At 59.1% G+C, this 25,590-nt stretch carries 29 protein-coding genes and 1 tRNA gene; 19 read left to right on the top strand and 11 right to left on the bottom strand.

From position 1 onward, the window contains the following. Positions 1-302: 302 nt before the first annotated feature. Positions 303-1,682, top strand: coding sequence for a calcium-binding protein (locus tag JK176_RS13730; RefSeq protein WP_194262950.1), 1,380 nt, complete (start codon positions 303-305; stop codon positions 1,680-1,682). 100 nt (positions 1,683-1,782) lie between these two features. After that, the gene (locus JK176_RS13735) at positions 1,783-4,470 is read left to right on the top strand and encodes a glycosyltransferase (RefSeq protein WP_211588251.1); all 2,688 of its coding nucleotides are present in this window, start codon (positions 1,783-1,785) and stop codon (positions 4,468-4,470) included. On the opposite strand, the gene JK176_RS13740 is transcribed toward JK176_RS13735, so the two are convergent. After that, positions 4,467-5,357: a rhamnan synthesis F family protein gene (locus JK176_RS13740; protein WP_211588267.1), complete on the bottom strand. Its 891-nt coding sequence runs from the start codon at positions 5,355-5,357 to the stop codon at positions 4,467-4,469. The two genes, JK176_RS13735 and JK176_RS13740, sit on opposite strands and share 4 nt — an antisense overlap. Before the next feature lie 180 nt (positions 5,358-5,537). Here JK176_RS13740 and JK176_RS13745 point away from each other — a divergent pair, with 180 nt between their 5' ends. Beyond that, positions 5,538-5,807, top strand: coding sequence for an HU family DNA-binding protein (locus JK176_RS13745; protein WP_211588252.1), 270 nt, complete (start codon positions 5,538-5,540; stop codon positions 5,805-5,807). Between the two features lie 7 nt (positions 5,808-5,814). On the opposite strand, the gene JK176_RS13750 is transcribed toward JK176_RS13745, so the two are convergent. The 5 genes from JK176_RS13750 to JK176_RS13770 form a co-directional block, all read right to left on the bottom strand. After that, positions 5,815-5,889 (bottom strand) — tRNA-Gln (locus JK176_RS13750). Positions 5,890-5,962: 73 nt separating this feature from the next. Continuing rightward, on the bottom strand, positions 5,963-6,652 hold the full coding sequence (locus JK176_RS13755; RefSeq protein WP_206034869.1) for a TetR family transcriptional regulator: 690 nt from the start codon (positions 6,650-6,652) through the stop codon (positions 5,963-5,965). Between the two features lie 80 nt (positions 6,653-6,732). Next, complete coding sequence (gene proC / locus JK176_RS13760; protein WP_283091986.1) at positions 6,733-7,563, bottom strand: pyrroline-5-carboxylate reductase; 831 nt, start codon at positions 7,561-7,563, stop codon at positions 6,733-6,735. Further along, complete coding sequence (locus JK176_RS13765) at positions 7,560-8,066, bottom strand: YbjN domain-containing protein (RefSeq protein WP_194262945.1); 507 nt, start codon at positions 8,064-8,066, stop codon at positions 7,560-7,562. Before JK176_RS13765 ends, proC begins: the two co-directional genes overlap by 4 nt. Positions 8,067-8,243: 177 nt before the next feature. After that, the gene (locus JK176_RS13770; RefSeq protein ID WP_099287288.1) at positions 8,244-8,534 is read right to left on the bottom strand and encodes an accessory factor UbiK family protein; all 291 of its coding nucleotides are present in this window, start codon (positions 8,532-8,534) and stop codon (positions 8,244-8,246) included. An 81-nt stretch (positions 8,535-8,615) separates the two neighbouring features. On the opposite strand from JK176_RS13770, the gene rfaD reads away from it, so the two are divergent. From rfaD to pgeF, 3 genes are read left to right on the top strand one after another with little or no spacing between them, the layout of a single operon-like run. Then, on the top strand, positions 8,616-9,596 hold the full coding sequence (rfaD, locus tag JK176_RS13775; RefSeq protein WP_211588254.1) for an ADP-glyceromanno-heptose 6-epimerase: 981 nt from the start codon (positions 8,616-8,618) through the stop codon (positions 9,594-9,596). 26 nt (positions 9,597-9,622) lie between these two features. Further along, positions 9,623-10,429 carry a prolipoprotein diacylglyceryl transferase gene (gene lgt, locus JK176_RS13780; RefSeq protein WP_408874196.1) on the top strand — a complete coding sequence of 269 codons (807 nt, stop codon included), beginning with the start codon at positions 9,623-9,625 and terminating at the stop codon, positions 10,427-10,429. Then, positions 10,422-11,201, top strand: coding sequence for a peptidoglycan editing factor PgeF (gene pgeF / locus JK176_RS13785; RefSeq protein WP_211588256.1), 780 nt, complete (start codon positions 10,422-10,424; stop codon positions 11,199-11,201). The genes lgt and pgeF overlap by 8 nt, the downstream gene beginning before the upstream one ends. On the opposite strand, the gene JK176_RS13790 is transcribed toward pgeF, so the two are convergent. Next, a complete protein-coding gene (locus JK176_RS13790; RefSeq protein WP_211588257.1) occupies positions 11,159-12,352 on the bottom strand; it encodes an acyltransferase in 1,194 nt (397 codons plus the stop codon). The two genes, pgeF and JK176_RS13790, sit on opposite strands and share 43 nt — an antisense overlap. A 206-nt stretch (positions 12,353-12,558) precedes the next feature. Here JK176_RS13790 and JK176_RS13795 point away from each other — a divergent pair, with 206 nt between their 5' ends. After that, complete coding sequence (locus tag JK176_RS13795; protein ID WP_211588258.1) at positions 12,559-13,434, top strand: SDR family oxidoreductase; 876 nt, start codon at positions 12,559-12,561, stop codon at positions 13,432-13,434. 15 nt (positions 13,435-13,449) lie between these two features. On the opposite strand, the gene JK176_RS13800 is transcribed toward JK176_RS13795, so the two are convergent. Then, entirely contained in the window at positions 13,450-14,781 is a 1,332-nt protein-coding gene (locus tag JK176_RS13800; protein WP_211588259.1) for an MFS transporter, read from the bottom strand. A gap of 198 nt (positions 14,782-14,979) precedes the next feature. Here JK176_RS13800 and JK176_RS13805 point away from each other — a divergent pair, with 198 nt between their 5' ends. Next, the gene (locus JK176_RS13805) at positions 14,980-15,636 is read left to right on the top strand and encodes a 50S ribosomal protein L25/general stress protein Ctc (protein WP_194262938.1); all 657 of its coding nucleotides are present in this window, start codon (positions 14,980-14,982) and stop codon (positions 15,634-15,636) included. Positions 15,637-15,640: 4 nt separating this feature from the next. Then, positions 15,641-16,210, top strand: a complete 570-nt coding sequence (pth, locus tag JK176_RS13810; protein ID WP_211576554.1) for an aminoacyl-tRNA hydrolase — start codon at positions 15,641-15,643, stop codon at positions 16,208-16,210. Here the strand turns inward: pth and JK176_RS15035 are convergent. Continuing rightward, on the bottom strand, positions 16,179-16,976 hold the full coding sequence (locus tag JK176_RS15035) for a CPBP family intramembrane glutamic endopeptidase (protein WP_249194514.1): 798 nt from the start codon (positions 16,974-16,976) through the stop codon (positions 16,179-16,181). The genes pth and JK176_RS15035 overlap by 32 nt on opposite strands. A gap of 64 nt (positions 16,977-17,040) precedes the next feature. Between JK176_RS15035 and JK176_RS13820 the strand changes: the two genes are divergently transcribed. The 7 genes from JK176_RS13820 to JK176_RS13850 all read left to right on the top strand — a co-directional run bounded on the left by JK176_RS13820 (position 17,041) and on the right by JK176_RS13850 (position 21,920). After that, on the top strand, positions 17,041-17,517 hold the full coding sequence (locus tag JK176_RS13820; protein WP_349291939.1) for a hypothetical protein: 477 nt from the start codon (positions 17,041-17,043) through the stop codon (positions 17,515-17,517). Further along, positions 17,514-17,810, top strand: a complete 297-nt coding sequence (locus JK176_RS13825; RefSeq protein WP_194267430.1) for a transcriptional regulator — start codon at positions 17,514-17,516, stop codon at positions 17,808-17,810. The genes JK176_RS13820 and JK176_RS13825 overlap by 4 nt, the downstream gene beginning before the upstream one ends. A gap of 124 nt (positions 17,811-17,934) precedes the next feature. Next, complete coding sequence (ychF, locus tag JK176_RS13830) at positions 17,935-19,029, top strand: redox-regulated ATPase YchF (RefSeq protein ID WP_099287299.1); 1,095 nt, start codon at positions 17,935-17,937, stop codon at positions 19,027-19,029. Further along, complete coding sequence (locus JK176_RS13835; RefSeq protein WP_211588261.1) at positions 19,022-20,290, top strand: glutamate-5-semialdehyde dehydrogenase; 1,269 nt, start codon at positions 19,022-19,024, stop codon at positions 20,288-20,290. Before ychF ends, JK176_RS13835 begins: the two co-directional genes overlap by 8 nt. A 32-nt stretch (positions 20,291-20,322) precedes the next feature. After that, the gene (locus tag JK176_RS13840) at positions 20,323-20,910 is read left to right on the top strand and encodes a nicotinate-nucleotide adenylyltransferase (protein WP_249194515.1); all 588 of its coding nucleotides are present in this window, start codon (positions 20,323-20,325) and stop codon (positions 20,908-20,910) included. Between the two features lie 98 nt (positions 20,911-21,008). Then, positions 21,009-21,461, top strand: coding sequence for a ribosome silencing factor (rsfS, locus tag JK176_RS13845; protein WP_211588269.1), 453 nt, complete (start codon positions 21,009-21,011; stop codon positions 21,459-21,461). Further along, positions 21,462-21,920: a 23S rRNA (pseudouridine(1915)-N(3))-methyltransferase RlmH gene (locus tag JK176_RS13850; protein ID WP_194262932.1), complete on the top strand. Its 459-nt coding sequence runs from the start codon at positions 21,462-21,464 to the stop codon at positions 21,918-21,920. 27 nt (positions 21,921-21,947) lie between these two features. On the opposite strand, the gene JK176_RS13855 is transcribed toward JK176_RS13850, so the two are convergent. Together JK176_RS13855 and JK176_RS13860 are read right to left on the bottom strand one after the other, a co-directional pair. Beyond that, complete coding sequence (locus tag JK176_RS13855; RefSeq protein ID WP_211588263.1) at positions 21,948-22,664, bottom strand: CHAP domain-containing protein; 717 nt, start codon at positions 22,662-22,664, stop codon at positions 21,948-21,950. 172 nt (positions 22,665-22,836) lie between these two features. Continuing rightward, entirely contained in the window at positions 22,837-23,187 is a 351-nt protein-coding gene (locus JK176_RS13860; RefSeq protein WP_099287303.1) for a RidA family protein, read from the bottom strand. Positions 23,188-23,340: 153 nt separating this feature from the next. Between JK176_RS13860 and JK176_RS13865 the strand changes: the two genes are divergently transcribed. The 3 genes from JK176_RS13865 to JK176_RS13875 are packed head-to-tail and all read left to right on the top strand — an operon-like array spanning position 23,341 to position 25,463. Further along, positions 23,341-23,991, top strand: coding sequence for an MBL fold metallo-hydrolase (locus tag JK176_RS13865; RefSeq protein WP_211588264.1), 651 nt, complete (start codon positions 23,341-23,343; stop codon positions 23,989-23,991). A 19-nt stretch (positions 23,992-24,010) separates the two neighbouring features. Next, entirely contained in the window at positions 24,011-24,487 is a 477-nt protein-coding gene (locus JK176_RS13870; RefSeq protein WP_194267437.1) for a DUF192 domain-containing protein, read from the top strand. A 7-nt stretch (positions 24,488-24,494) separates the two neighbouring features. Beyond that, complete coding sequence (locus tag JK176_RS13875) at positions 24,495-25,463, top strand: NAD-dependent epimerase/dehydratase family protein (protein WP_211588265.1); 969 nt, start codon at positions 24,495-24,497, stop codon at positions 25,461-25,463. The last annotated feature ends 127 nt before the right edge of the window (positions 25,464-25,590 follow it).

Genomic DNA, 25,590 nt, shown 5'->3' on the forward strand with positions numbered 1-25,590 from the left:
AGCGTGTGTCTTAATATTTATTTCTTATGAAATTAACATTGACGGAACTTTTTCGATATAAAAGGATTTGATTGAAGAGTTGGGTGATCCACTCTTTTCCGTGTTCATATAATGGAAACGGAGAACTCTTTGTCGGCGCTGCCTTTCGAATCTGTAAATGTCGGATCATGAATCCTTGTATCGTGCGCAAAGTTGATTGCTTTTGACAATCCGGCTCTGGTATGTGCAAGACTCGTCGCTCGATCATTTGGGTGGTCCGAGGGCCGCCGGTGCGAGGCAACCTTTTTTAGGAGTGCACAGTAATGGGTACCATTACTACAGTCGTTGGCGCCTCCGGCCAGACCTTCGCGGTCACGGTCAATGGTGGGCAGACCCAGCTGCTGGCGCAGCAGTACCAGACTGCTCTTTCCACCCTCCACACCAGTGGCGGGCTTGATTCTTATGACCTGGTCGCCGGTAGTAACTCTGCTACGGGGACCAATCCGGGCCATGGCCTGATCAGCCAGGGCGGTAATTACTCCGTCTCTGGTGGCACCACCCAGTATATCTCCATTGGCAGTTATTCCGAGTCCGGTCAGGACACGCTGAATTCTGCCGTGAGCCTGGATGTGTCGGGTAGCACGGCCAGCAATATCAGTGTTCTTGCTGGCGATTATGCCGGTGTCACGTTCAAGGCTGGTAACCAGAACGGTACGTTCGTTGGCGGTGTTGGAAACAACACGTTCGATGGCGGAAGCTCTTCCGGTAACTGGACCGTTGCGACGGGTGACGGTAACGACACCATTACGGGCACCAGCGGCAATAACACCATCAGTGCTGGTCTGGGCAACAATAAAATCGTTCTGGGCAGCGGGACGAATGTCGTTCGTTCCGAAGGTCAGGACACCATCGACGGCGTGACCGGTACGGATACGGTTACGCTGCTCGGCGGTAGCTCTGTAGTGACGCTGGGTGCCAACGCAACGGTTTACGACACGACGTCGCACAACACCGTTTCGGGTGGCAACAACAGCTTCATCACGGGTGGCAGCTCCAGCACCTACTTCTCGACCGGCGCTATCAGCACCGTTTCGGGTGGTCTGAACGACACGATCTCAGCTTCTGCTGATATCTGGCAGATCCGTGGTACGTCCAATTCCATCACGGCTTCGGGCTCGCTCACGTTCCTGAACGGCACGGGTGCAACGACCGTTTCTGCCGGTGCGTCCACACTGTTCGGTGCTTCGGGTCTCGACCTGCTGCTGGTTGGCGGTTCTGCAAGCTCGACCAACCTGTTTGTTGGTGGTGACGGCAACGAGACCGTGTCGGCCGCGTCTTCCAATGGCACGCTGCACGCCTTCGCTGGCAAGGGTAACGAGACTATCATCGGTGGTTCTGCTTCCGACACACTGGTTGGTGGTTCGGGCGCGGCGACCCTCACGGGTGGTTCGGGTGCTGCAAACCTGTTCGCCCTGAACAAGGGTGCTGCCGGTGGTGATTACACGATCACCGACTTTGGTAGCGCTGCCGGCAACCTGATGGCTCTGTACCAGTATGGCCTTCAGAACAACAACGGTCTGGCGAACGTCCTGTCGAATGCTACGGTTGCTGGTGGTAACTCCACGATCGCACTGTCCGACAACTCCAAGATCACGTTCGTGGGCATCAGTGATCTGAAAGCTTCGGACTTCACACTGAGCTGATTACGGTCTCTGTCATCTGACAGAGCTGTAATGTTCGGGAAGGCCGGGTCCGCGAGGGTCCGGCCTTTCGTGTTTCTGCCCTTTTTGAAAGCCTGACGGAATGCGCGATGACGCGCGCGACTCACTGACTGAAAGCTATCGAAGTGCGGCCCGTCTGAACGGGTTGAGAGCAGAAGAGCTGCAGAGAGAAAATCAACAGCTTCTTCGACAGATTTCTTTGATTCAGGCCTCCCTGTCTTGGCGTGTGACGCTTCCTCTGCGTGCTGTTCGTGCGCTGATGTTGGGAAAATCGCTGTCTGGTAGGCCTGTGCGGGATTTGCCGGGACGGTTTGTGCGTCTGTGGGGGCGGGATGGGTTGGCCGGCATTCAGAAAGCCGTCACTCATCGCTTGCGGCGTTTGCAGCGGGTCCATGCTAAAGCGCAGAATGGTCTTCCTGAAGTGGGAGACGATGCGGAACATCTGCATCCCTATAAAGCTGCTTCCGGGCACCAGTCAGATGGATTACAGCCTAAGGTCTTGATTATCGCAGAGCTTAGTCTGCGACAGTGTGCCAAATACCGCGTTTGGCAGAAGCGGGATTTTCTGACGGCGCTGGGCTGGTCGGTTCAGGTTGTTGACTGGCGCGATATTGCTGAGGCCATGTCTGCGCTGCAGCTTTGCACACAGGTTATTTTTTATCGGGTTCCCGGATTTGAAGATGTTCTGAAACTTGTTCAGGAGGCCCACCGGCTGGAACTGTCGCCGCGATGGGAAGTCGATGATCTGATTTTCGATGAAGAGGAATATCGCCAGAACGGGAATATCGAAACGCTGCCCGCAGCAGAACGCGATCTTCTGCTGTCCGGGGTGGTGTTGTTTCGCCGGTGTATGTTGGCCTGTGGCCGGGGTATTGCCTCGACTGAAGCGCTGGCTGGGGCCATGCGTAAGGCGGGTCTGTCGGATGTAGTGGTTCTGGAGAATGCTCTGGATGTGGAAACGCTGAAAGTTGCGGCGGCACTGCCGCGGCATTCGGGTTCAGAGCGTTTGTGGGTCTCCTATGGATCTGGAACCAACACCCACGATGCGGATTTCAGGCAAGCAGAGTCAGGTCTGCTGGCTGCGATGGCTGAAGAACCCCGGCTTTGCCTGAGGGTGATCGGCCAGTTGCAGCTTTCCCCGGCATTTGAGCGGTTTGGGGACCGGGTCGAACGTCTGACCGAACTCTCCTACGCTGACTATCTCAAAGCTCTGTCGCAGACGGATATTGCGATTGCGCCGTTGGAACCGACGCTGTTCAACGACTGCAAGAGCAACATCAAGTTTCTTGAAGCCGCGATTGTCCGGGTGGCCGCGATCTGCTCTCCCCGGGCAGCCTTTCTGACGGTGGTGCGGGATGGACAGAATGGATGTTTGGCGGCGGATGTCGCAGCATGGCGGGATGCCTTTCTCAGACTGGCGCGGGACGACGATTACCGACGGTGTCTGGCGGAGGCCGCGTATAAAGACGTGATGGCCCGCTACGCGCCGGAGGCGATGGTTCAGACACAGGCCCAGCTTCTGTTTGGGGTTCCAGCCGTTCAGGAGGCGCAGGATCTCAGAGTCCTTATGGCGAATGTCTACTTTGCCCCCCGGTCTTTCGGGGGTGCCACGATTGTGGCTGAGGAGATGGGGCGTCGGTTGGTGCGTAAAGGGGTGAAGGTCAGTGTTCTGACGTCCCGCTCCAGCGTTGCGGATCTTCCTGATGGCGATATTCGCTACGATGTGGATGGCATGACGGTTTTTGCCTCGGTTCTGCCGGATGATCAGGGTGGACTGGGGCAACTGGATAATCCGGCCATGGCGGCGAGGTTCTCGGAAATTCTGGAAGCCTGTCAGCCTGATGTGGTTCATGTTCATGCCGCGCAGGGACTTGGAGTCGGGCTTTTGCGGGTGTGTCAGGAGAAGGGGGTTCCCTATGTTCTGACGCTGCATGATGCCTGGTGGTTGTGTGAGCGCCAGTTCATGGTGCGCGCTGACGAGCGTTACTGTTTCCAGACGACCATTGACCCCGCTGTCTGTCAGGCCTGTGTGCCGGGTGCGCGGCATCTTGCGGATCGGGCAGTGGTGATGCGACAGGCCTTGAATGGCGCGGCTCTGTTGATCAGCCCATCGCAGGCGCATCGTGAGTTGTATCTGGCGAACGGGATTGCACCCGAGCGGATCGTGGTCAACCGGAACGGGTTTTGCTGGCCTGAGCGTCCGCGCAGGAAGCGGACTGCCGGGGGGGCGCTGCGGTTTGGGTTTGTCGGGGGGACAGAGGCCGTCAAGGGCTATGGTCTGCTGAAAGAGGCAATGCAGTCCCTGTCCCGGAGCGACTGGGAGCTTGTGTTGGTTGATAACAAACTCAATCTAGGGTTCCAGTCGATTTTTCCTGAAGACTGGTCTGTGCGGGGTCGGCTGCGTGTTGTCCCGGCTTATACGCAATCAGGACTGGATGATTTTTACGATCAGATCGACGTGCTGCTTTTTCCGTCTCAATGGAAGGAAAGCTACGGCCTGACGGTGCGCGAGGCGTTGGCACGGGATGTCTGGGTGGTGACGACCTCTCCAGGGGGGCAGTCCGAAGACGTGGTAGATGGGGTGAACGGAACCTGCCTGCCGCTGGATGGCAAAGCCAAGACGCTGGCCGAAGCTGTCTCGGCGTTGTTGGATGCGCCTGAACGCTTTGCAGATTACGCCAATCCTTTTCGGGAGCGGCTTGCGACCTATGATATGCAGGCAGACGAGCTTTATGGCTTTTTGAAACAGGCGTCCGGTCGAACGATCTAACGTCCGAGGAGCAGAGCGGTGAGGGCATGGCGTCGGTCTTCGCTGGCGAGTGCCTGGACCGCACGGGCTCGCAGGCTTGCCCGAGCAGAGTGGTTGCGAGGCGGTGTTGCGGCCAGATAGGCCGCGATCCAGTCCGGATTAAAAAACGTTGGATCGGGGATTTCCGCGCGCCAGAGATGGATGGAGGCGATGCCGCTCGGATTGTCGCGCAGAAGCTCCGTTTTGATGAACGGGGCATTGCCCGATTGCAGGACGGTTCGCCAGTCCGCATGCATAGGATTGATTGCTAAAAGACGCGCCAGACCCCGGGTGCTGCTCCAGGAGGCTCCTGTGGAGAGACTGGCGGCCTTGATGGCTAGTCCGAGGCCGAGTTCTCCGTGCAGGACGATTTCGTCCTTGGTCATGTCGTTGAACGGCTGGTTGAAAATGCGTTGGATCGCCGGATGATGCAGGGCGTCGTGCGTCATGCACAGGAACCATGACTGGAGATGGGACACGACTGCCTCTGAGCGGACCATGCCCCAGACCTGAAACTTCTTTTCTCGCATCCGGTTCATGATGGGACGCAGAGGGAGGAGGGGGCCGAAGACGCTGTCGTTGGTGAAAAGAATTTCTGTTGCGTTGTCCGCATATCCCTTGGAGAGCAGGAACTGCCACGCTCCGAAGTCCAGTCCGGTATTGGGGCGGGGATGGACAGCCGCGGGGATTGGAGCGGCGGGGTTTGCAAGATCGTCCCGCAGGAGCTGGGCGGTGGCGTCCGAGAGGCCTGAGGCTGCGATATGAATTGTGAAACCGCAGGAGGCGATCTGGTTGAGGAGATGCCGTGTGTGTGGCGCTAGCCTGCTGTCAGGATTGTAATAGGCAAACAGGCAGACACGCATTGGTATTGACCCGATGGAGAAAGAAAGAAACGTTAAATTTATGATATTATGGTTGTTTATGAGCTGGATCTATATGAAATATTATGACACCTCGGAAAGGTGGGCCATTCGCCCGTTAGTTCGCTTGAGCAGAATTTCTGTACCGGAAAGACCCGATCTGTACTGAGTAAATCCGGAGTTTCATTCATGAGCAAAGCTTTTCTTGCCGCAGTTCTTCAGGATTCCATGAATTGCACCGGTGTGGTTGCCCAGAGGGCCGTCAATGACATGCTTGAGGCGATTATCGAGGAATTACGGGAAGAAGGGGGATTTACGCTGCCGTCTTTCGGAACATTCACGGTTTGCGAAACCAGAGCACGGCAGGCCGTTAACCCGAGAACGGGAGAGGCTGTGGCGGTTTCTGCGGGGCGGACCGTGCGGTTCAAGGCCAGTCCGGGGCTGAAGCAGTCTGTCTGAAAGAGAATGGCTGGGGTGGGAGGATTCGAACCTCCGCATGGCGGAATCAAAATCCGCTGCCTTACCGCTTGGCTACACCCCAATCGATGCGCTTCTTTGGAAGCGCATGCTTTTGGCCTTCTAGTCCGAACCGGTTGCCTTCGTAAAGTCCGAAGTCAGGATTCCAGTTCAAGATCGTGATCGGGCAGACCGGTTGTGTTCAGGGCCTCGTCCATTTTGCGTCGTGCTGAGGGTTTGAGAATGCCGTAACGCTCTGCACGATCCAGCGCGCTATCAAGGGCGGCCATGGTGGCGGCCAGATCCGGGCTCTCGTCTTTTTCCCAGGCCCGCATGGCATGGGCCCAGACAGCGGCCAGAGCATTGATACGCAGGACACCACCAAAGCCCGTACAGTCGATCCCGGCAGCCTCTGCCAGCCATTTCATGGAATCAAGAGTGGTGCCGGCCAGAAAGGCAGCCAGAGCAGGGTCGTAGGGCACGGCCTGAAAAACAGCACGGACGCCTTCGCGATATTCCTGAAAGATATCGAAGCGGCGCATGATCAGGTCGAAGAGATATTCCCGCAGCGTGCCGCCATTGCCGTCGTCACGCAGGGCGCTGGCATCGGCCAGACGCCCGAGTTGGAGCAGGAGGAGGGCTTTGACGGGGTAGCGTTTGCGGACCGTCTCGACCGGAAGGTCGGCGTCCCGGGCGGCATCCACGAGTGAAAAGCGGTGCCAGCCTTCGCTTGCAGCCAAGGACAGGGCGGACTGGAGAAGGGCGGCGTCGAAGGCTTCCTGTGCCAGATCCGGCGGACCACTCAGTGCCATGTCGTCGGATTCAAAGGGGTCCTGCCGTCCGTCCATACGGGTCTCCTGTCGAAAGCTTCTGGTTTATGGTGGGAGCGTTGCGGTCTGCCGACAAGCTCTCTCCCATAAAGAAACTGTCAGCCAGCGAGTTCGTCGGCCCGTTTTGTAGCAGCGTCAATAGCTTTTGGAACTGTTTGGGGCCAGGCATCGGGTTTCATGAGGACGGCCAGAGCCGCGGCGGTGGTGCCGTTGGGGCTGGTGACGGCCTTGCGGAGGTCTTCGGCGCTTTCTGGCAGATCGTCGAGCATGCGTCCTGCGCCATAGATTGTTCCACGAGCCAGACGTCGGGCGACATTTGGTGCCAGACCATGTTGCTGCCCCGCTTTTTCCAGAAGCTCGGCCAGCAGAAACACATAGGCGGGGCCGGAGCCGGAAATGGCGGTGACGACCGACAGATCGTCTTCGTTCTCGACCGGTACGACGTCTCCGACCGCAAAAAGTAGATCGTGACAGATGGATTTCTGCTCAGGAGTGGCGGCGGCCGAAGCATAGAGGCCGCTGATCCCGGCACCGACCGAGGAAGGGGTATTGGGCATGGCGCGCAGGATCGGAATGTCCGCGCCTGCAAGTCGCGCAGAGTCCGAAAGTGTCTCGCAGGTGCGTCCGGCCATGACCGAGAGAATGGCGGCACCGTTCATGCGGGGCCCCAGAGCCTTTCCAAGGGCATTGATCACGATTTCGGCAACGCTTGGTTTGACGGCGAGGACGATGATGTCGGGTTGAAAATCGGCAGGGATTTCGGCGGCTGTCCTGACGATGGTGACCGTATCGTCCGAGCCGGTTCGGTGTCGGTCGAGGACGACGAGGCGTGGCGGTGTGGGGGAGGCGAGCCAGCCGTCGAGCAGCGCGCCTCCCATCTTGCCGCACCCTGCAAGAAGGATTGAAGGGACGGAGGATGGCACGGTCAGGCGTCTCCCACACAGTCAAGCATGGCGGCGTCTATGGCCTCCTGCGGTGTTTTTCCGCCCCAGAGCGCGAACTGGAAGGCGGGATAGAATCGCTCACATTCGGACATCGCGATTTCCACGAGGTCTTCCATGCTTTCGCCGGGCAGCGTCTGCACGCCGCGCAGTAGCAGCGTATGTCGGTAGGAGGGCGTGCCTGTGTCGGGATCGACGGCGAAATGGCCGATCCAGAGGCGGTTATTGGCAAGGGAAACGAGTTCGTGGACGGCCGGACGGCGCTTTGCGGGGGAGCGCAGGTCCATGATGCAGTTCAGATGCAGGGCCGACAGTTCGTCGGACCATGTGAAATACAGGGAATAGTCGCACCACTGTCCGGGGGCCTGGGCGGCCATTTCGGACGGGCCGAGGCGTTCGAACTCCCATTCATAGAGGCCCATGACCTGTTCCATCAGGTCGAGCGGATGGGATTCTGTTTCATTGGTGAGTGAGGTGCTCAGGGCAGGCATGGCGGGTCTCCCAAGGCCGTGGAGCCTGGCACCGGCCTGGCGCCGGTGCGGCGCTCCAGATGTCTGCGGCCGGAAGCGGAAAATCCGCTCCCGACATCAATACGTTATGGAGCCTTTGCCCTGGGTGCAAGCATTACGTGTTACAATAACTACACGGTCTGGGGTGACTGTTGCAGATTAGCCCTGCGGGCCGCCTTTTTCTTCGGTTGCGAGCTCTTCGACAGCTGCGAGGCGCGATTCGATTGCGGCCAGACGCTGCTCGGCTGCGTCCTGCGCCATGCGCGCACGGGTTGCCATTTCCTGTACCGCGTCAAATTCGTCACGGCGCACGAGGTCGAGGCTGTTGAGGATTTCGTCCACCCGGGTGCGGACGATGGCATGAAGCTCCTCGCGGGCGCCGGTCACGGCGGAAAATGCGTTACCGGCAAGGCCAGCGAGGTCGTCGAAAAAGCGGGGTCTGTCAGCCATGATGAAGTTCCTGCTGTTCTGCGGCGTGTCGTGTCGGGCGCGTCGCTTGGATCGTTATCGGGGGCAGACTATACAGGAAGGATGATTATCGTCACCGGCGGGGCCGGATTCATTGGTTCGTGTCTTCATGCCGCCCTGCGTCGCCGGAGCTTGCGGACGGTTGTGGTTGACCGGCTCAGGGACGGGGTAAAGTGGCGTAATCTGGCGTCCCATGCGCCAGATCGCATCATCACGCCTGATGAGTTGGAAGGTTTCCTTGCGTCCGAACCGGATGTCGAAGCCGTGTTCCACATGGGGGGGATCAGCGCCACGACGGCGCGGGATGGAGACCTCGTCTGGTCGAGCAACGTGGCCCTGTCGCAGATGCTGTGGCGTTGGTGCGCGGCGCGGGGCGTGCGGATGATCTATGCGTCTTCCGCCGCGACGTATGGGGCGGCGGATCGGCCGGAGATGTTCCATGACGGGCTGGAGGGTATCGACAGCCTGAGGCCGTTGAACCTGTATGGTTGGTCCAAGCAGGCGTTTGATTTGTGGGTGAAGCGGGAAGTTGAAACCGGAGCGCCTGTGCCGCCGCAATGGGCAGGCCTCAAGTTCTTCAACGTCTATGGGCCGAACGAATACCACAAAGGGTCAATGATCTCTGTCGTGAAGGTCAAATACGACGAGGTGGTGCAGGATCGTGCGGCAAAGCTGTTCCGCTCGGACGTGCCGGGACTGGCTGACGGGCAGCAGCAGCGGGACTTCATCTGGGTCGGGGACGTTGTCAACGTCATGCTCTGGCTGTTCGACCATCCGCAGGTCAGCGGGCTGTTCAACTGCGGAACCGGTGTGGCGCGGAGTTATCTCGATCTGGCGCATGCGGTCTGTGACGCTGCGAAGCGGGCGCGGGATGTCGAGTTCGTGGACATGCCCGAGAAACTACGCGGGCAGTACCAGTCTTTTACCTGTGCGGATATGAGCCGGCTGCGCGCTGCGGGTTATGATGCGCCGTTTACGTCTCTTGAAGATGGAATCGGGCAGTATGTGCGCGACTATCTTTCCCGTTCCCACCCCAATCTCTGAGAGCCGATTCCGTGAGCCATCCTCTGATCTTTCCTAATTTTGATCCGGTTGCCTTTCATGTCGGCCCTCTTGCGGTGCGCTGGTATGCGCTGGCTTACATGGTGTCGTTCATCATTGCGCTGCCGATTGCGAAGCGTCTGAACCGTCTGTCGCCGGAAGTGGCGACGAAAGAGCAGGTCGATGACTTCCTGTTCTACGCCATCCTCGGCGTGCTTCTGGGCGGGCGGCTGGGTTATGTCCTTTTCTATCGGCCGATGGATTATTTTTCGCATCCGCTGGAAATCTTCAAGACGTGGGATGGCGGGATGTCGTTTCATGGCGGGGCGCTGGGCGTCATTCTGGCGCTGGCCTATTTCAGCTGGAAGAACCGTCTGAGCTTTCTGGCCTTTGCGGACCGGATCGTGCCGGTGGTGCCGATCGGGCTGGGGCTTGGTCGTTGTGCGAATTTCGTGAACGGGGAGTTGTGGGGGCGCCCAGCATCTCCGGATCTGCCCTGGGCGATGATTTTCCCGACCGGTGGGCCGATTCCGCGTCATCCGTCCGAATTGTATGAAGCCCTGACCGAGGGCGTGCTCCTGCTATGCGTCATGCTATTTGCGACCAGTCGTCCGGCGGCGCGCGAGCGGTTCGGGTTCCTGTCGGGGCTGTTTCTGTTCGGTTATGCCTGCGCACGGAGTTTCTGCGAGTTTTTCCGTCAGCCGGATGCGAATATCGGGTTCCTGTCCGGGGGCACCACGATGGGGCAGTTGCTGTGCATTCCGATGGCGCTCGCGGGGATGGGGCTCATGGTTTACGCGATGCGGCGCCCGGCGCAGGTGTCGGCACATGTCTGAATCCGTGCTGACGGGATCTGTTCTCAAGGTGCCGCATGGGTTCTTCACGCGGCTCGGGGGCGTCTCTCCGGCGCCGTATGACAGTCTGAACTGTTCGCTGTCCTCCCAGGACGATCCTACGAATGTGACGGAAAACCGGGCGCGTGTGGCGCGGACGCTCGGGGTGGAGCCGGATCATCTGCTGGGGCTGAAGCAGACGCATAGTGACATCACTGTGCCTGTGACAACCGAAACGCCCCTGTGGGTGGCGGGCACCGGGCAGGTTGGGGATGCGCTGGTGACGGACCGGCCTGAGATCGGCGTCGGTGTGATTACGGCGGATTGCGGACCGGTGCTGCTGTCTTCTGAGGATGGGCGGATCGTGGGTGCGGCCCATGCGGGCTGGCGTGGCGCTGCGGGCGGGATTCTGGAATCCGTGGTGGCGCAGATGGTTGCGCTGGGGGCTGTGGGGATTCGGGCTGTTGTCGGGCCTTGCATTGCACCGGCGAGCTATGAAGTTGGGCCGGATATGCGCGATGCTGTTCTGGCTTATGGGGCGGAGGGGGAAATCTTTTTCCGTTCAGCGCCTCGCGCCGGGCATTTCCTGTTTGATCTGCCGGGCTATTGCGGGTTTCGTCTGGAACAGGCCGGGGTCCGGACCGTACAGATTTTGGGCGTCGATACGCTGACAGACCAGCGTTTCTTCAGCCATCGCCGCCGGACCCTCGCAGGGGGCGGCCATATCGGACATCAGATTTCGGCGATCCGCCCGCTGGCCTCCCCACTGGGCTGAGGGCGGCGAAGGCCGGATTTCTCCAGCAGCCAGCGATCGGCGGGGCGTGAGAGGAGACGGTCCACGAGGGTGCCGAGGCAGAAGGACAGGCCGAGGGTCGGGAGGAACCAGACCCAGCCGAACGTCCAGTTTTCGCCAGTGGCCTTGAACAGGTGGACTATCGGCATGACCACGAACATGTGACTGAGATAGATTTCGTAGCTCAGTCTGCCCCACTGACGAGGCCATGTCAGAAACCGGCTTGCGGTCGCCTTGCCCCAGCCGTTGTAGAAGGCCAGCAATAGAGCCGCGCAGGATATTGTAAAGAACAGCGGGGCGCCGTAGTTCAGGGTCTGCCAGAGGATATGGCTGTCCAGCAGATAGAGCCCGACACCGAATGCTCCGGTCCAGCCCAGCCAAAGCGTGAGACGCGCGAACATGGCAGGCGGTATTTGGTGTGCGAGCAGGGCTGTGCAGACGCCCATGGCGATTGCGGAAATTCCCGGTCCATAGGCTTCGTCCTGCCAGATTTCCGAAGCGTCTCGGATCTGCCATTCCGCAAAAGGCAGGGACAGGGCGAGCAGCGCGAACATGCAGACGAGAAGTTTGGGGCCGACCAGTTTCGGGACGCGTCCGATCAGAAGACAGAGGATCGGGAAGGCCAGATAGAACAGTTCCTCGACCGACAGTGACCAGAGTACGTCCCAGTTGGCCGGGAGGTAGTTCGTTCGGGCTTCGTAGAGGTTCAGATGCATGAAAAGGGTGGCGAAAATGGCGCCGGGCAGAGTCTGGCCCTCATGGTGGAAGAGGAAGTCAGGTGCTCCCGCGAGGTTGAGCGCGGCGAGAACTCCTAACAGGACCAGCAGGCATGGCAGGATTCGGCAGGCGCGACGTCCGGAAAAGGCGAGGATGTTGATGCCGCCCAGACTGCCCCAGCGCCGCATTGTGTGATCGGTGATCAGGAAGCCTGAAATGACGAAGAAGATTTTCACACCTTTGGCGCCATCCCACGTCAGGGCTTTCAGTAGAAAGGCTGGGAAAACTGCGGCAAGGCCGGTGTGCATCAGGGGAATGCGCGAAGCGAGATGATGGATGACGACGAGGATGATGGAGAGGCCTCTGAGGAGGTCTATCCCCGGATTGCGCTGCGCACCTGTCGTGACTGTCTGCACTTTGAGATCCCATTCTGCGAAAGCAGAACGTTTCTGTAATGGAAATCAGGCATGATTCCGTTCGGATTGCGACAGATGTGCAAAAAGAGGCTGAAGATACCCTCTGCCTCTCTATTTTGTCTCAGAGAGGGAAAATTTCTGAACCCGTCCGGAAGACGCGCCGTTAAGGAGGCAACTCTGTTCCATGACGACACAGGAGTGTTTCCATGCCAGCCGATCCCCGCACCTGCTATCCGCGCCCACCTTTCAAAGGTCAGACGCAGGCTTTCCCCGGTCTTTCGGAGAAGATGGTTCCGAAGCCTGATTATGGGGAAAAAACCTATAAGGGGTCCGGCAAGCTGACGGGACTTGCGGCTCTGATTACGGGGGGCGACTCCGGTATCGGTCGGGCTGCGGCGTTGGCTTTTGCCCGCGAAGGGGCGGATGTCGCGATTTCGTATCTGGAGACGGAGACGGATGATGCGCGGGAGATCAAAGCCCAGATCGAAGCTGAAGGCCGGACCTGTCTTCTGCTGCCGGGCGATATCCGTGAGGCAGCGCACTGTCGCGAGATGATCCGCAAAACTGTCGAGGCTTTCGGAAAGCTCGACATTCTCGTGAATAATGCGGCTTTCCAGAAAGCCCGTGCGAAGCTGGAAGAGATTTCAGATGAGGAGTGGAAACGCCATTTCTCCACGAATACGGATGCCTTGTTTCATCTGACAAAAGCTGCATTGCCGCATCTTCAGGCGGGCGCATCCATCATCAATACGTCTTCGGTCAATCTCAAGACGGCGCCAGAGCTGCTGGTACCATATTCCATGACAAAGGCGGCAATCGCGAATTTCACGTCCAGCATGGCGCAGCAGCTCGCCGGACGAGGCATCCGGGTCAATGCGGTGATGCCGGGTCCGATCTGGACGCCGTTTATTGTAACGGGCATGCCGGAAGACGAACAGGAACATCTCGGTTCCGATGTGCCTTTGGGCCGTCCCGGGCAGCCCGCTGAACTGGCGGGTGCATATGTCTACTTTGCCGATCCGCTGAACAGCTACACCACGGGGGCGCTTCTGGCAGTAAACGGTGGTGTGCCGATGATCTGAGATGGACGCCTGAGTTCAGCTCTTTGCAAACGCCTGCTCGTCGTCGAGCGGGCGTTTTTCTGTTCTGGGTCCGAAGAGGAGCGTGACGGTGGCACCGGACAGGAGGATCAGGGTGGTCAGGCCGAAGACGCCGGGAAAGCCGGCGATCGGGTAAAGCCAGCCGATCAGGACGGGTGAGGCGATGGCGCCGAGACGTGCGATAGCAGAAGCAAGGCCCATGCCGCGGGCGCGCAGAGCGGTCGGGAAGAGCTCGGGAGTGTAGGCGTAAATGCCGCCGAAAGTGCCGTTCATGAAAAAGGACAGTAGGATGCCGAAGATCAGGACCTCGGTGGGGGTCTGGCTGGCCGCCATACCGATGGCGCTGAGTGCTCCGGCGACCATGAAAAGCGCCACGGTTCCGCGTCGTCCCAAGCGGTCGGTGAGCAGGGCAGCGCAGGCATAGCCGGGAAGCTGGGCGAAATAGATCGAGATGGCGTAACCGAAGCTGCGGGTGATCGTCATGCCGCGTTCGATCATCAGGGTCGGGATCCAGGTGAAGAAGGCGTAGAAGCTGAAAGTGATGGCCAGCCACATTGCCCAGCTCATGAAGGTAGAGCGCCGCAGTTTCGGGGCGAACAGATCCCGGACCGGGCGCAGGGAAGGGGTGCCACGGTCGGTCGTGGTGGTCAGGCCGACCGCAAGGCCTGCACTTTCCTCAATGTCGCCGACGATGCGGCAGGCTTCTGCCGTTTGGCCGCGCTCGTCGAGCCAGCGGGGCGATTCAGGTAGGGCGCGCCGCCACCACAGCAGCATCAGGACCGGAAATCCCGTCAGGGCCAGAGCCCAGCGCCAGCCATCGTCCATGGCGGGGACAAGCATGAATCCCAAAAGTGCTGCCGTGACGTAGCCGAAAGAGTAGAACCCGGTCAGGGCTGCGGTGAAGGCTCCCCGATAGCGGGCGGCGACGAACTCGCTGAGATAGGGTGCGATGATGGTGGCTTCCGCACCCGCGCCGATTCCGGACAGCAGGCGGCACAGGAAGAAGGCGGTGAAGGAGGACGATCCGGCTGAGAGCAGGGAGCCGATGGCATAGATGGCCAGTGCGCTCATCATGACGCGGCGGCGGCCGGAGCGGTCTCCCCACCAGCCGGATAGCAGGGCGCCCAGCCCGTAGCCGAGATAGGTCGCGCTCCCCAGTAGTCCCAGCGCCGGGCCGCTCAGATGCCACTGGTTTTTCAGCATGGGTAGCGCAAAAGCGACAATCGCAGAATCGAGGCCGTCGAACGTATAGCCAAGGCCGCCGAGGAACAGCAGTTTCCAGTGAAAGCGGGTAAAGGGCAGGCATTCGATGCGGGCGGCGATGCTCATCGGTGGGGATATCTGCCGGAAACTGTGGAAACGGAACGCAATCGTAGCGGTCGCGGGATGGGATGGTCCAGAGGGGCGCAGCCGGGCCGTTGAGTCCGAAAATGGTTGTATCGGTGGCGGTTTTCCGCTACTCCGCGCCTCGCACAGGCACCCCTGGAGGTCTGTGATGAATGAAATTCAATACGCAGGAGCGTAACAGTGGCTAATTTGACGACACTTGCTGTCTCGACGCGTGCGAAGGCTGGTAAGGGGGCAGCGCGCGCTACGAGACGTGAGGGCCTGGTGCCAGCCGTGATCTACGGTGGCAAGGAAGAGCCCTCCATCATCGCACTTGATCCGCGCGTGATCATGAAGGAACTGCATCGCGGTGGCTGGTCCTCGCGCGTGTATAACCTTGCTGTCGAAGGCGCAGAGCCGGTTGCGGCCCTGATCCGCGACGTGCAGCTGCACCCGGTTTCCGATGCCCCGATCCATGTGGACTTCCAGCGCGTTACGGCTGGCACGAAGATCCACGTCGAAGTCTCCATCGCTTTCGTTGGCGAAGAGAAGTCCCCGGGCATCAAGCGTGGCGGCGTTCTGAACGTCGTGCGTCATTACATGGACGTGCAGGCTGATCCGGCGAACATTCCGGAGCACTTCACGGCAGATCTGAGCGGTCTTGAGATCCACGACAACGTACGTTGGACGGATCTTAAGGGCACCGAGGGCGTTGTGCTGACGGGTGGCCAGAACACCGACGTCGTCATTGCTTCCATCGCTGCGCCGACGGTTGATGCCGAAATGGAAGCCGAAGCCGCTGCGAAGGCCGCTGCTGCTGCTGAAGCCGCTGCCAAGCCGGGCGCAAAGAAGAAGTAATGTCATGAGGCTCTGGACCGGTCTCGGCAATCCCGAGCCGGGGATGAGCCGTCATAGACACAATATCGGCTTTATGGCGGTCGATGAGATCGCCAGGCGCCACGGTTTTTCGCCGTGGCGCAAGCGCTTCCGGGGGGAGACCTCCGAAGGCGTCATCGGAGGGGAAAAGATTCTGCTCCTCAAGCCGATGACGTATATGAACCTGTCAGGTGACAGTGTTCAGCAGGCCGCGCAGTTTTTTAAGGTTGCGCCGGACGATATCACCGCCTTTCACGACGAACTCGATCTTGCTTTCGGCAAGCTGCGTATCAAACGGGGCGGCGGGGCGGCGGGGCATAACGGTCTGCGGTCCATGGACAAATGTCTGTCAGGGCCGGATTACTGGCGTGTGCGGATGGGAATCGGTCATCCGGGACACAAGGATCGTGTGACGGGGCATGTGCTGGGTAATTTCGCCAAGGCGGAAGAGCCGGAACTCGAACGCTGGCTTGAAGCCATGGCTGATGCGGCACCCCTGCTGGCCAAAAAAGAGCACGAAGCCTTCATGACAAAGGTCGCCCTGCTGGCGGCGTAACAGCACTCCGGCTGAAATGGCCGGTCAGGGCCGGTCTGACGAACAAAGCGATGACGTCCATCAGGGCGTGGAATCCCATCAGCCAGATCAGGGGTGTTCCGTGGAGGGCGCAGAGCATGAAAATTAGGCCGATGATCGTCGTGATCAGCACGCCTTTGCGCCCCTGATACCAGTGCATGCCTCCGAACAGCAGCGTTGAAAGCACCGCGCCGGCAATCAGACTGCCGGTGAGCTGGCCTGCGAGCAGGGGAAGGGCCAGACGGAAGAAAAGCTCTTCCCCCAGACCCGCATTCAGGCAGAGCAGAAAAGCCAGTCCGGCTTCAGGCAGAGTGCGTGGAATCAGGGCAGAAAAATCGCCAAGAGGGTTGAGAAGCGCGGGTCGCTTCAGTTTGCGGAGCAGAATGAACACGCCCGCGAGGATCAGAAGCCCGCAAGTGAATCCTGCGAAAAACGCGGGTGACATTTCAGGAGGCATCGTGCTGGAGGGTGTCGCCGGTGCGGACAGGCGCAACTGGGCAACGGATGTGGGCTTCAGGGATTCGGGCAGGAACCAGAGCGTCACGAGACCCCCAAGATCGAAAAGCATGACACTCTGCAACAGCCATTTCAGATAGAAGCGGCGTCGTTCCTGAGTATGGAGGGTTGTGCGGAAGATTTTCCAGTCCTGCATTCCCCTGCGGCTGTGGTGCGCGCAGGCGGCCAGCAGGAATGCGAGCCAGAGGATTGCCAGAATTCTTGCTGCGGAAATGCTGTGCAGGATTGTCATGAATGGGTTCTCTTTCCATATTGGAAAGTCAGATCATCATTTTCCATATTGGAAAGTCAATACCGTGCAGCAGGATGGATTCGAAACGACGCATGTGAGCAGGCGAGACGATGCGCTTAGGCAACTGGAAGCGCTTGACGCTTTCAGGAGCAGGCTTCCGAAAGAGCTGGCTTGTCCGTGGTGGAATGCGCCCGTCATGGGTGGGCTTCTGGCGCTTCTCACCTTTGCGATGAGTCTGGAGCCGCCCTTCGTTTTTCTGCTGGAAGGGCTGTGTGTCGCCTTGATGGGCATTTTCTTTGCGATTGCGCGGCGGCGAATGGGATATTTCGTCAATGGGTACCGTCGGGGACGGACCCGGAAGATCGCAATCGGCATGATCCTGGCGGTTTATGCGATGATGGCGCTGTCCGGAGCAGGGGAAAGGGTGTTTCATCTGACGTGGCTGCCGTGGATTGCGACTCTGGGCAGTTTTGCGATCGGCTATGGAGTGGCGCTGCTCTGGCGGAGGGTCTGGCAGGCTGGTATGACGGCGCGGTTGTGACGGCTGTTCCTCAATTCGATCCTGTTATTCATCCTCCGGTCCGGTTGCAGCTTGCTGCGGCTCTGTCGGAAGTAAGTGACATGGAGTTTGGCCGGGCGCGGGATCTGCTGGGTGTGAGTGACTCGGTCCTGTCCAAGCATCTCGCCCAGATGCAGGAAGCGGGCTATGTGCGGTTGCGCAAGGCGCCTCTGGGAGGGCGGCAGCGGACCTGGCTGGTTCTGACGGCACAGGGGCGTGCGGCTTTGAAGGCGCATGTGCGGGCCTTGCAGGATCTGGCGGGAATCGTGGGCTGAATGCCTGTTTCGTAAGGGTGGGAGGTTGTGAGCCTCTCTGGTTTCTGCGAACACAGGGCAACGGATTTTTCTGGAACGGGTCGTTCGGGTCCGAGCGGTCTTTTAATGATGATGGAGAGCAAGAATGGGTTTCAATTGCGGCATCGTTGGTCTGCCCAATGTTGGCAAGTCCACGCTGTTCAATGCCCTGACGGAAACGGCGGCTGCACAGGCTGCGAATTACCCGTTCTGCACCATCGAGCCGAATACGGGGCGTGTGGCCGTGCCGGATGCGCGGCTGGATGAACTGGCGCGGATCGGCAAGTCCATCCGCAAGGTTCCGACAAGCCTTGAGTTCGTGGATATTGCTGGTCTGGTTCGCGGCGCGTCCAAGGGCGAAGGTCTTGGAAACCAGTTCCTCGCCAATATCCGCGAAGTTGATGCCATTGTGCATGTTCTGCGCTGCTTTGAAGACGACGACATCACTCATGTCGAAGGTGGCGTTGATCCGGTTCGTGACGCGGACATCATTGAGACGGAATTGATGCTGGCGGATCTGGAGAGCCTTGAGAAGCGCCAGATCGGGCTTCAGAAGCGTGCCCGCGGCAACGATCGTGAGGCACAGGCGCAGCTTGAACTGATGGAACCACTACTTGCGGCGCTGCGGGACGGCAAGCCGGCGCGGACGGCTGTTCCAAAAGGACAGGAGGTGGAGGCATCCCGTCTTCAGCTTCTGACGACGAAGCCCGTTCTTTATGTTTGCAATGTTGAGGAAGCCTCGGCGTCCACCGGCAATGCGTTTTCGGAAGCTGTGCGCAAGCGGGCCGAAGCCGAGGGTGCAGGCGTTGTCGTGGTGTCGGCCGCTATTGAAGCGGAAGTCAGCCAGTTGCCGCATGAAGACCGGACGGAATTTCTGGACGGTCTGGGCCTGACGGATAGCGGGCTGGATCGTGTGATTGCGGCTGGTTACAAGCTGCTGGGTCTGCGGACGTATTTCACGGTTGGGCCGAAGGAATCGCGCGCCTGGACGATTACGGCCGGGACGAAGGCACCGCAGGCCGCTGCCGTGATTCATAACGATTTTGAGCGCGGGTTCATTGCCTGTGAAACCGTGGCTTTCGACGACTATGTGGCCTGCAATGGCGAGGCCGGGGCCAAGGAAGTCGGCAAGTTGCGGATCGAAGGCAAGGAATATGTCGTGCAGGACGGTGATGTCCTGCTGTTCCGCTTCAATGTCTGAGGTAGGGGAAGGTGTCGCCCGGATTCTGGGCGGTCTGGCGGAGAAGGCCCGCCGTGCCAGCCGGAGTCTGGCGCGAGCCAGTGAGGAAACCCGTAATCTCGCGTTGTTTGAGGCTGCAAAAGCTTTGCGGGAGCGGTCTGATGCGATTGTTGCAGCCAACCAGCAGGATCTGGCCGCTCTTTCTGAAGATCGGAACGCTGCTTTCCGCGACCGTCTGACCCTGACGACTGAGCGGATCGAGGCCATGGCGCGTGGTCTGGAAGATGTTGCACGTCTGCCGGACCCCGTGGGGCGTATTCTGGCGGAATGGGACCGGCCGAATGGTCTGCATTTTCGGCGGGTTGCGACACCGCTTGGCGTGATCGGCATGATTTACGAAAGCCGTCCGAATGTCGGTGCGGATGCGGCGGCGCTGTGCATCAAGTCTGGCAATGCTGTGATTCTACGCGGAGGCGGGGAGAGCCTGCATTCGGCGCGGGCAATTCAGGCTGCGATGGAAGATGGATTGCGGGCTGCCGGGCTGGATGAGGCCTGTGTGCAGATTCTGCCCTCTGCCGATCGTGCTCTGGTGGGGGCCATGTTGCAGGCTTCAGGATGGATCGACCTGATTATTCCGCGTGGTGGAAAATCTTTGGTGGAGCGGGTGCAGCGTGAAGCGCGTGTTCCGGTTCTTGCTCATGCGGATGGTCTGAATCACACCTATGTTCATGCAAGCGCTGATCCGGCCATGGCCCGGAAAGTGCTGTTGGATGCGAAAATGCGCCGGACGGGCGTTTGTGGAGCGACGGAGACGCTGCTGATTGATACGGCAATCGCTCCGATGCTGCTGCCGCTTCTGGTTCAGGGTCTGGCGGCGCAAGGATGCGTGTTCCGGGCTGATGACCGGGCCCGCGCGATTGTGCCGACACTCGAAGCGGCCCGAACTGAAGATTTCAGGACGGAATGGCTGGATTCGGTGCTGTCGGTTGCGGTGGTGGATGGGATTGAGGACGCTCTGGATCACATCGCCCGGCATGGAAGCTCGCATACCGAGGCTATTATTGCCGAAGATGCAGAGGCTGCGGCTGAGTTTCTCAACGGGACGGATAGTGCGGTTGTGATGTGGAATGCGTCCACGCAGTTCTGTGACGGTGGGGAGTTCGGATTCGGTGCGGAAATCGGTATTGCGACGGGGCGGATGCATGCGCGCGGTCCGGTGGGGCTCGAACAGCTCACATGCTATCGCTACGAGGTGATCGGCACCGGACAGGTGCGAGGCTGAGCCGTATTCCGACGTCTGGCGATGGCCGGAATATGCGGATCGGCCTGCTGGGGGGCTCGTTCAATCCTGCTCATGCCGGTCATCTCATGGTAGCGCGGCGGGCGTTGCGGGCGCTGCGGCTGGATCAGGTGTGGCTCATGGTCTCGCCGGGGAATCCGCTCAAGCCGGGTAAAGGGATGGCGCCGTTCAGGGTGCGCCTTGCGTCTGCGGAACGGATTGCGGACGGACGGCGAATCGTTGCGACCGATATCGAATCCCGTCTGGGGCAGCGTTTCACCGTCAAAACCGTGGCCTTGCTGAAGCAGCGCTTTCCGCATGTGCGGTTCGTCTGGCTGATGGGGGCGGACGGGCTGGCGCAACTCTCGCGATGGAAGCGCTGGCGTCAGTTGGCGGCGATGGTTCCCATCGCTGTTGCTCCGCGTCCGGGAAGCGTTTCGCCCGCGCTTAGAGGGGCTGCGGCGTCTGTTTTGCGGCATCAGAGACGGCCTTCGCGGGAATCTCCGGTGCTTGCGGAGCGAAAAGGCAACGCATGGACGTTCCTTTCTGCGCCGCAGAACGATATATCGGCTACAGCGTTGCGTGAGTCCGGCCAGTTTCGTCCGGAGTCCGATCAGGAGTAAAAACCATCACCAAGACGACCTCTCCCGAATCGCAGGCCAAAAAGCCTGTGCGCCGGAAAACCAGCTCCCCCGATGCGGCACTGGCCGAGGCTGCCAAGGTGCCGGGAACGGCTCGCAAGAAGGCTGCTGTTGCCGGACCGAAGAAAACGGCCGTCAAGCGCGAAGCCGTGCAGCCGGACATTCTGACCAGTATGCTGAGCGTCATCACCGCGAGTCTGGATGAAGACAAGGGTGAAGACATCGTTGTTCTGGATCTTGTCGGTCGCGCGAACTTCGCAGATCGCATGGTCATTGCGACCGGTCTCGCTGACCGCCAGATCTCTGCGATGGCGCATCACATCGAGAAGAAGCTCAATGAGATCGGCATCAAGCGTATCCTGATCGAAGGTGCGAATGGTAGCGACTGGGTCCTGATCGATGCTGGTGACGTTGTCGTTCATCTCTTCAAGCCGGAAAGCCGCGAGCTTTATGGTCTGGAGCGGATGTGGGGCACGGATCTGGATGGCAGCGAAAACGAAGTCGCGGTCGGACAGGGCGAAGAGCAGGACTGAATGAAGCTGGTCGCAATCGGTCGGCTCAAAGCCGGGCCGGAGCGCGAACTGTTCGAACGTTATGCGGGCCGGATCCGGCCCGCCCTGACGGTGACGGAACTCGCGCCGTCAAAAGGCAGCGTCCAGGAGCAGAAGCGCAAGGATGCTGCGGCTTTGCTGGGCGCCTGTCCCGATAATGCCCTGATCGTGGCGCTGGATGAGGGTGGAAAGACGCCTGACAGCCTGCGTCTGGCGGAAATGCTGTCTCGCTGGCAGGAGTCGGGCCGTCCCATTCATTTTCTGATTGGTGGTGCTGAAGGGCTGGATTCGAGTGTGATCCAGCGGGCCGAGTCCGTGATTTCACTTGGGAAACTGACCTGGCCGCATATGCTGGTCAGGGTTCTGATTGCCGAACAGGTTTTCCGGGCTCAGGCCATCAATACCGGCCATCCCTACCATCGGGAATCCCGACCGGATTGAGTGGCCGAGTTATATTTTCCTGATCTATCAGCGAATCGAACGGTCTGGCGCGTCCGAGGTGAAGGCATCGTCCGGCGCTTCGGCAACTTCGGTGCTGAGCATCGGATGGCTCAGTGCATCGGAGCCATTCACGACAGCGCGGTGACGAAAGCCTGAAACGTTCGAGGCGCGGGCCAGCATAACATGCGGGGCTGGATTGCGGTCACCCTTGTCGGAATGTGGGTAGATGAAGCCGTATGTCGGGTAGATGCTGCCCAGTCGGCCGCTGCGATCATTGAGGCTGACGCGGACGGCGCTCCAGTCGTTGTTGGGAGAGACGTCAACGACGCGGACATTGTGCGCGATGCCGTTCGAGGCCCAGTGTGACTGGTCGATATAAATGGTTCGGCTGTCTTCAACCGAACGTACGACGGCGACGTGGCCGAGTGGCATGCGGCGGATCGCCCGAAAATTCAGGACAGATCCGGCCTGCGGTGCAGAGCCACGGGCATAAACGCCAGCAGCGTTATACCACCAGTCCCGCGCATTGCCGTGCAGTTCGACCTCAGAGGCCGTTTTGGCATAGGCGACGCACTGAATGACGTGTGCATAGGAATGATGGTGGCTGATGGAACGGTGACTGTGGAAAATGGACCGTCCGTGATGAGCCGAACTGTGACGGGCCTGAGCCTGTCCTGAAAAGAACGCGACAGCGGAGAGCGCCAGAGCGGAGAGAAAGGTTTTCCGGCAACTTTTATGCTTCACGATCTTTAGGATCCTGATTGGTTGTGTGTTGTTCGGGTTACAGGGAGGTAACAACCTTCCTGCAACCCTGACAAGAGCAGAATGCAGACCTGTGTGTTAAATTTTCATTTCCGTGGAAAATCTTTTTGACACCACATCCTGCTGCATTCTCGCCACAATCGTTCGAGTCAGATCATTTCGTTGTTGTGAGCATGATCTCGACAAGAATTTTCGGGTCGGCCATCACGGCCTGAACGCAGGCGCGGGCGGGGGCGGCGTTTTCCGGAAGCCAGGCGGACCAGAGCGTATTGAGCGCAGCGCGGTCCGCGATGTCTTTCAGCCAGATCTGGGCCTGCAGGATGCGGGTGTTGTCGGTGCCGTGTTCTTCAAGGATCTGGTCGAGCTGATCGAGAACGCTGCGGGTCTGTCCTTCGATGCCCTGTGACAGGTCGGCTGCGACCACACCCTGCGTGAAGATGAATCCGTGATATTCGACAGCCTTGGACAGGATGGCGTTGGGTTCTGTGCGGATGATACGGCTCATGATGACACCTTGGTCTGGAGAGGAAAGGGCGAGAGTGACCTTCCTGCGAAAGAGGGTCAATGATCTGCGCGATACAATCCTTCCGGTTGACTTGTCGTGCGGAGACGGAGTCTGTATCGCCACATCAGAACGGATCGTCTGGAAGGAGGAGTGATGACTCCTTTGTATGCGAAGCGGGTGCCGGTTACGCCCTTGCGGCAGAACTGCACTATTCTCTCAAATGACGCAGGCCGGGCTGTTGTGGTGGACCCGGGTGGGGATGTTGATGACATCCTTCAGGAACTGGGCGACCTGTCTGTCGAGGCCATTCTCCTCACACATGGTCATCTGGATCACGCTGGTGGGGCGGCTCCGCTGAAGAGAGCTCTTGAAAAGCGGCAAAACCAGAGCGTTCCGGTTGTAGGGCCGGATCGGCGGGATGACTTCCTGTTGCAGAGCATCACGAAGCAGGCTGCTGCTTTCGGGCTTACCGGCATGGAAAATGTGGTGCCCGATCGCTTCGTCGAGGGCGGAGAGGTCCTGCACTTTCTGGGGCAGGATCTGCATGTGGCGCATATTCCGGGTCATACTCCAGGGCATGTCGTTTTCGTGGACCGCGACAATAGGCGCGTTCTGGCAGGGGACACGCTGTTCCGAGGAACGGTCGGCCGTACGGATTTCGCTTATGGGGATTCACGCGCCCTTATCGATGGCATCCGGACCCATCTGCTAAGTCTGCCTGATGATACCGTGGTTCTGTGTGGACACGGAATGCCGACGACCATCGGCGAAGAACGTCGGGCCAATCCGTTTCTGATTTCCTGAACCTGAAAGTCATACCTTCATGCGAACTTTAAGTTTTGTGCTGCTGGCGGCTCTTGGACTGAGTGCTGGTGTTGCCAGAGCAGAAGATCCGATCACGCAGGCACAGGCGCGTCTGCCAACGGATAGTCTGACGATCACGACCCGTGATGGGCAGAAGCACGTTTTCACGGTGGAGCTGGCCAAGACCTATCGTCAGCAGGAAGTTGGGGAAATGTTCCGCAAGCATCTGCCTGAGAACGAGGGCATGCTGTTCATGTGGCCTGCGCCGCAGGTGTCGGACATGTGGATGCGCAATACGCTTGTGCCTCTGGACATCGTTTTCATTGATTCCACGAACCACATCCACGCTATTGCGGAAAATGCCGTGCCTCTGAGCGAAGCTATTCTGCGGAGCGATGGTGTGGTTGCAAACACGCTCGAATTGGCAGGTGGTGTGACCGCGAAGCTGGGAATTCGTGTCGGAGATGTGGTTTCCAGTTCCGCTCTGAAACACTGATGGTCCTGTGAAGATACTGGTTACCGGTGTTGCCGGATTTATAGGGTTTCATGTTGCTGAAGCCCTTCTGAAGCAGGGAATGGATGTCGTTGGGATTGATGTTCTCAACGACTATTATGACCCTTCCCTGAAAATGTCGCGGCTAAGTCAGCTCGAGCCTCATCCGAAATTCAGTTTCCTGAAAGTGGATGTGGCTAACCCGCAGGCCATGCAGGATGTTGTTGGGCAACATCCTGATCTGGAAGGCGTCATCCACCTCGCGGCTCAGGCTGGTGTTCGATATTCGCTGATCGATCCCTATTCTTATGTGACGGCGAATGTGATGGGGCAGGTTGCGCTTCTGGAAGCGTGCCGGAGCCTGAAAAAGCTGGCGCATTTTGTATATGCGTCTTCGTCCTCGGTTTATGGACGCAATCAGGAAACGCCTTTTCGGGAAACGGATCGGGTCGAACAGCCGAGTTCTCTGTATGCGGTCACCAAGCGTGCGGCCGAACTGACATCGGAATCCTATTCGTATCTGTATGGCATTTCGCAGACTGGCCTGAGATTCTTCACGGTTTATGGTCCGTGGGGACGGCCTGACATGGCCTATTACGGTTTTGCAAAGGCGATCTCAGAAGGACGTCCGGTCACTCTCTATGAAGGGAAGGGCCTTTCACGCGATTTCACCTATATCGATGACATCGTCAGAGGTGTGGTGAAAATTCTTGTGAAGCCGCCGGAGGCCGGGGTGTCACGTCTGCTCAATCTTGGAGGGGACAGACCTGAAAAAGTTACCCGGATGATCGCATTGCTTGAGAAGGATTTGGGGAAGAAAGCTCTGGTTGAACGCCATCCGCGTCCTGTGGCGGATATGGAATCGACATGGGCATCTTTGGAAAAAGTGAAGGAATTGTGCGGGTGGGAGCCTGAAGTTTCCTTTGAAGACGGCATGAGAGAGTTCGCTGTCTGGTTCAAGAAGTTCCACGGAATCTGATTTTTTCACAAAAATGCAATTTTCCTGTTGACCCCCTCCGATCTCCCCCGTATAAGCCCGTTCACCGACGCAGCGGGGCCCACTTCGAGGGGTTCTGGAGCGGCGGGGATGACGGTCTTTGAAAATT

It is taken from the genome of Gluconobacter sp. Dm-73, from assembly GCF_018256215.1.
Lineage (GTDB): Bacteria > Pseudomonadota > Alphaproteobacteria > Acetobacterales > Acetobacteraceae > Gluconobacter > Gluconobacter cadivus.

Coding starts and splice junctions, on each gene's coding strand:
- JK176_RS13730 (WP_194262950.1), top strand. CDS start 303: ATGGGTACCATTACTACAGTCGTTGGCGCCTCCGGCCAGACCTTCGCG.
- JK176_RS13735 (WP_211588251.1), top strand. CDS start 1,783: ATGCGCGATGACGCGCGCGACTCACTGACTGAAAGCTATCGAAGTGCG.
- JK176_RS13745 (WP_211588252.1), top strand. CDS start 5,538: ATGAGCAAAGCTTTTCTTGCCGCAGTTCTTCAGGATTCCATGAATTGC.
- JK176_RS13755 (WP_206034869.1), bottom strand. CDS start 6,652: ATGGACGGACGGCAGGACCCCTTTGAATCCGACGACATGGCACTGAGT.
- JK176_RS13765 (WP_194262945.1), bottom strand. CDS start 8,066: ATGCCTGCCCTGAGCACCTCACTCACCAATGAAACAGAATCCCATCCG.
- JK176_RS13770 (WP_099287288.1), bottom strand. CDS start 8,534: ATGGCTGACAGACCCCGCTTTTTCGACGACCTCGCTGGCCTTGCCGGT.
- rfaD (WP_211588254.1), top strand. CDS start 8,616: ATGATTATCGTCACCGGCGGGGCCGGATTCATTGGTTCGTGTCTTCAT.
- pgeF (WP_211588256.1), top strand. CDS start 10,422: ATGTCTGAATCCGTGCTGACGGGATCTGTTCTCAAGGTGCCGCATGGG.
- JK176_RS13795 (WP_211588258.1), top strand. CDS start 12,559: ATGCCAGCCGATCCCCGCACCTGCTATCCGCGCCCACCTTTCAAAGGT.
- JK176_RS13800 (WP_211588259.1), bottom strand. CDS start 14,781: ATGAGCATCGCCGCCCGCATCGAATGCCTGCCCTTTACCCGCTTTCAC.
- pth (WP_211576554.1), top strand. CDS start 15,641: ATGAGGCTCTGGACCGGTCTCGGCAATCCCGAGCCGGGGATGAGCCGT.
- JK176_RS15035 (WP_249194514.1), bottom strand. CDS start 16,976: ATGACAATCCTGCACAGCATTTCCGCAGCAAGAATTCTGGCAATCCTC.
- ychF (WP_099287299.1), top strand. CDS start 17,935: ATGGGTTTCAATTGCGGCATCGTTGGTCTGCCCAATGTTGGCAAGTCC.
- JK176_RS13835 (WP_211588261.1), top strand. CDS start 19,022: ATGTCTGAGGTAGGGGAAGGTGTCGCCCGGATTCTGGGCGGTCTGGCG.
- JK176_RS13840 (WP_249194515.1), top strand. CDS start 20,323: ATGCGGATCGGCCTGCTGGGGGGCTCGTTCAATCCTGCTCATGCCGGT.
- JK176_RS13850 (WP_194262932.1), top strand. CDS start 21,462: ATGAAGCTGGTCGCAATCGGTCGGCTCAAAGCCGGGCCGGAGCGCGAA.
- JK176_RS13860 (WP_099287303.1), bottom strand. CDS start 23,187: ATGAGCCGTATCATCCGCACAGAACCCAACGCCATCCTGTCCAAGGCT.
- JK176_RS13865 (WP_211588264.1), top strand. CDS start 23,341: ATGACTCCTTTGTATGCGAAGCGGGTGCCGGTTACGCCCTTGCGGCAG.
- JK176_RS13870 (WP_194267437.1), top strand. CDS start 24,011: ATGCGAACTTTAAGTTTTGTGCTGCTGGCGGCTCTTGGACTGAGTGCT.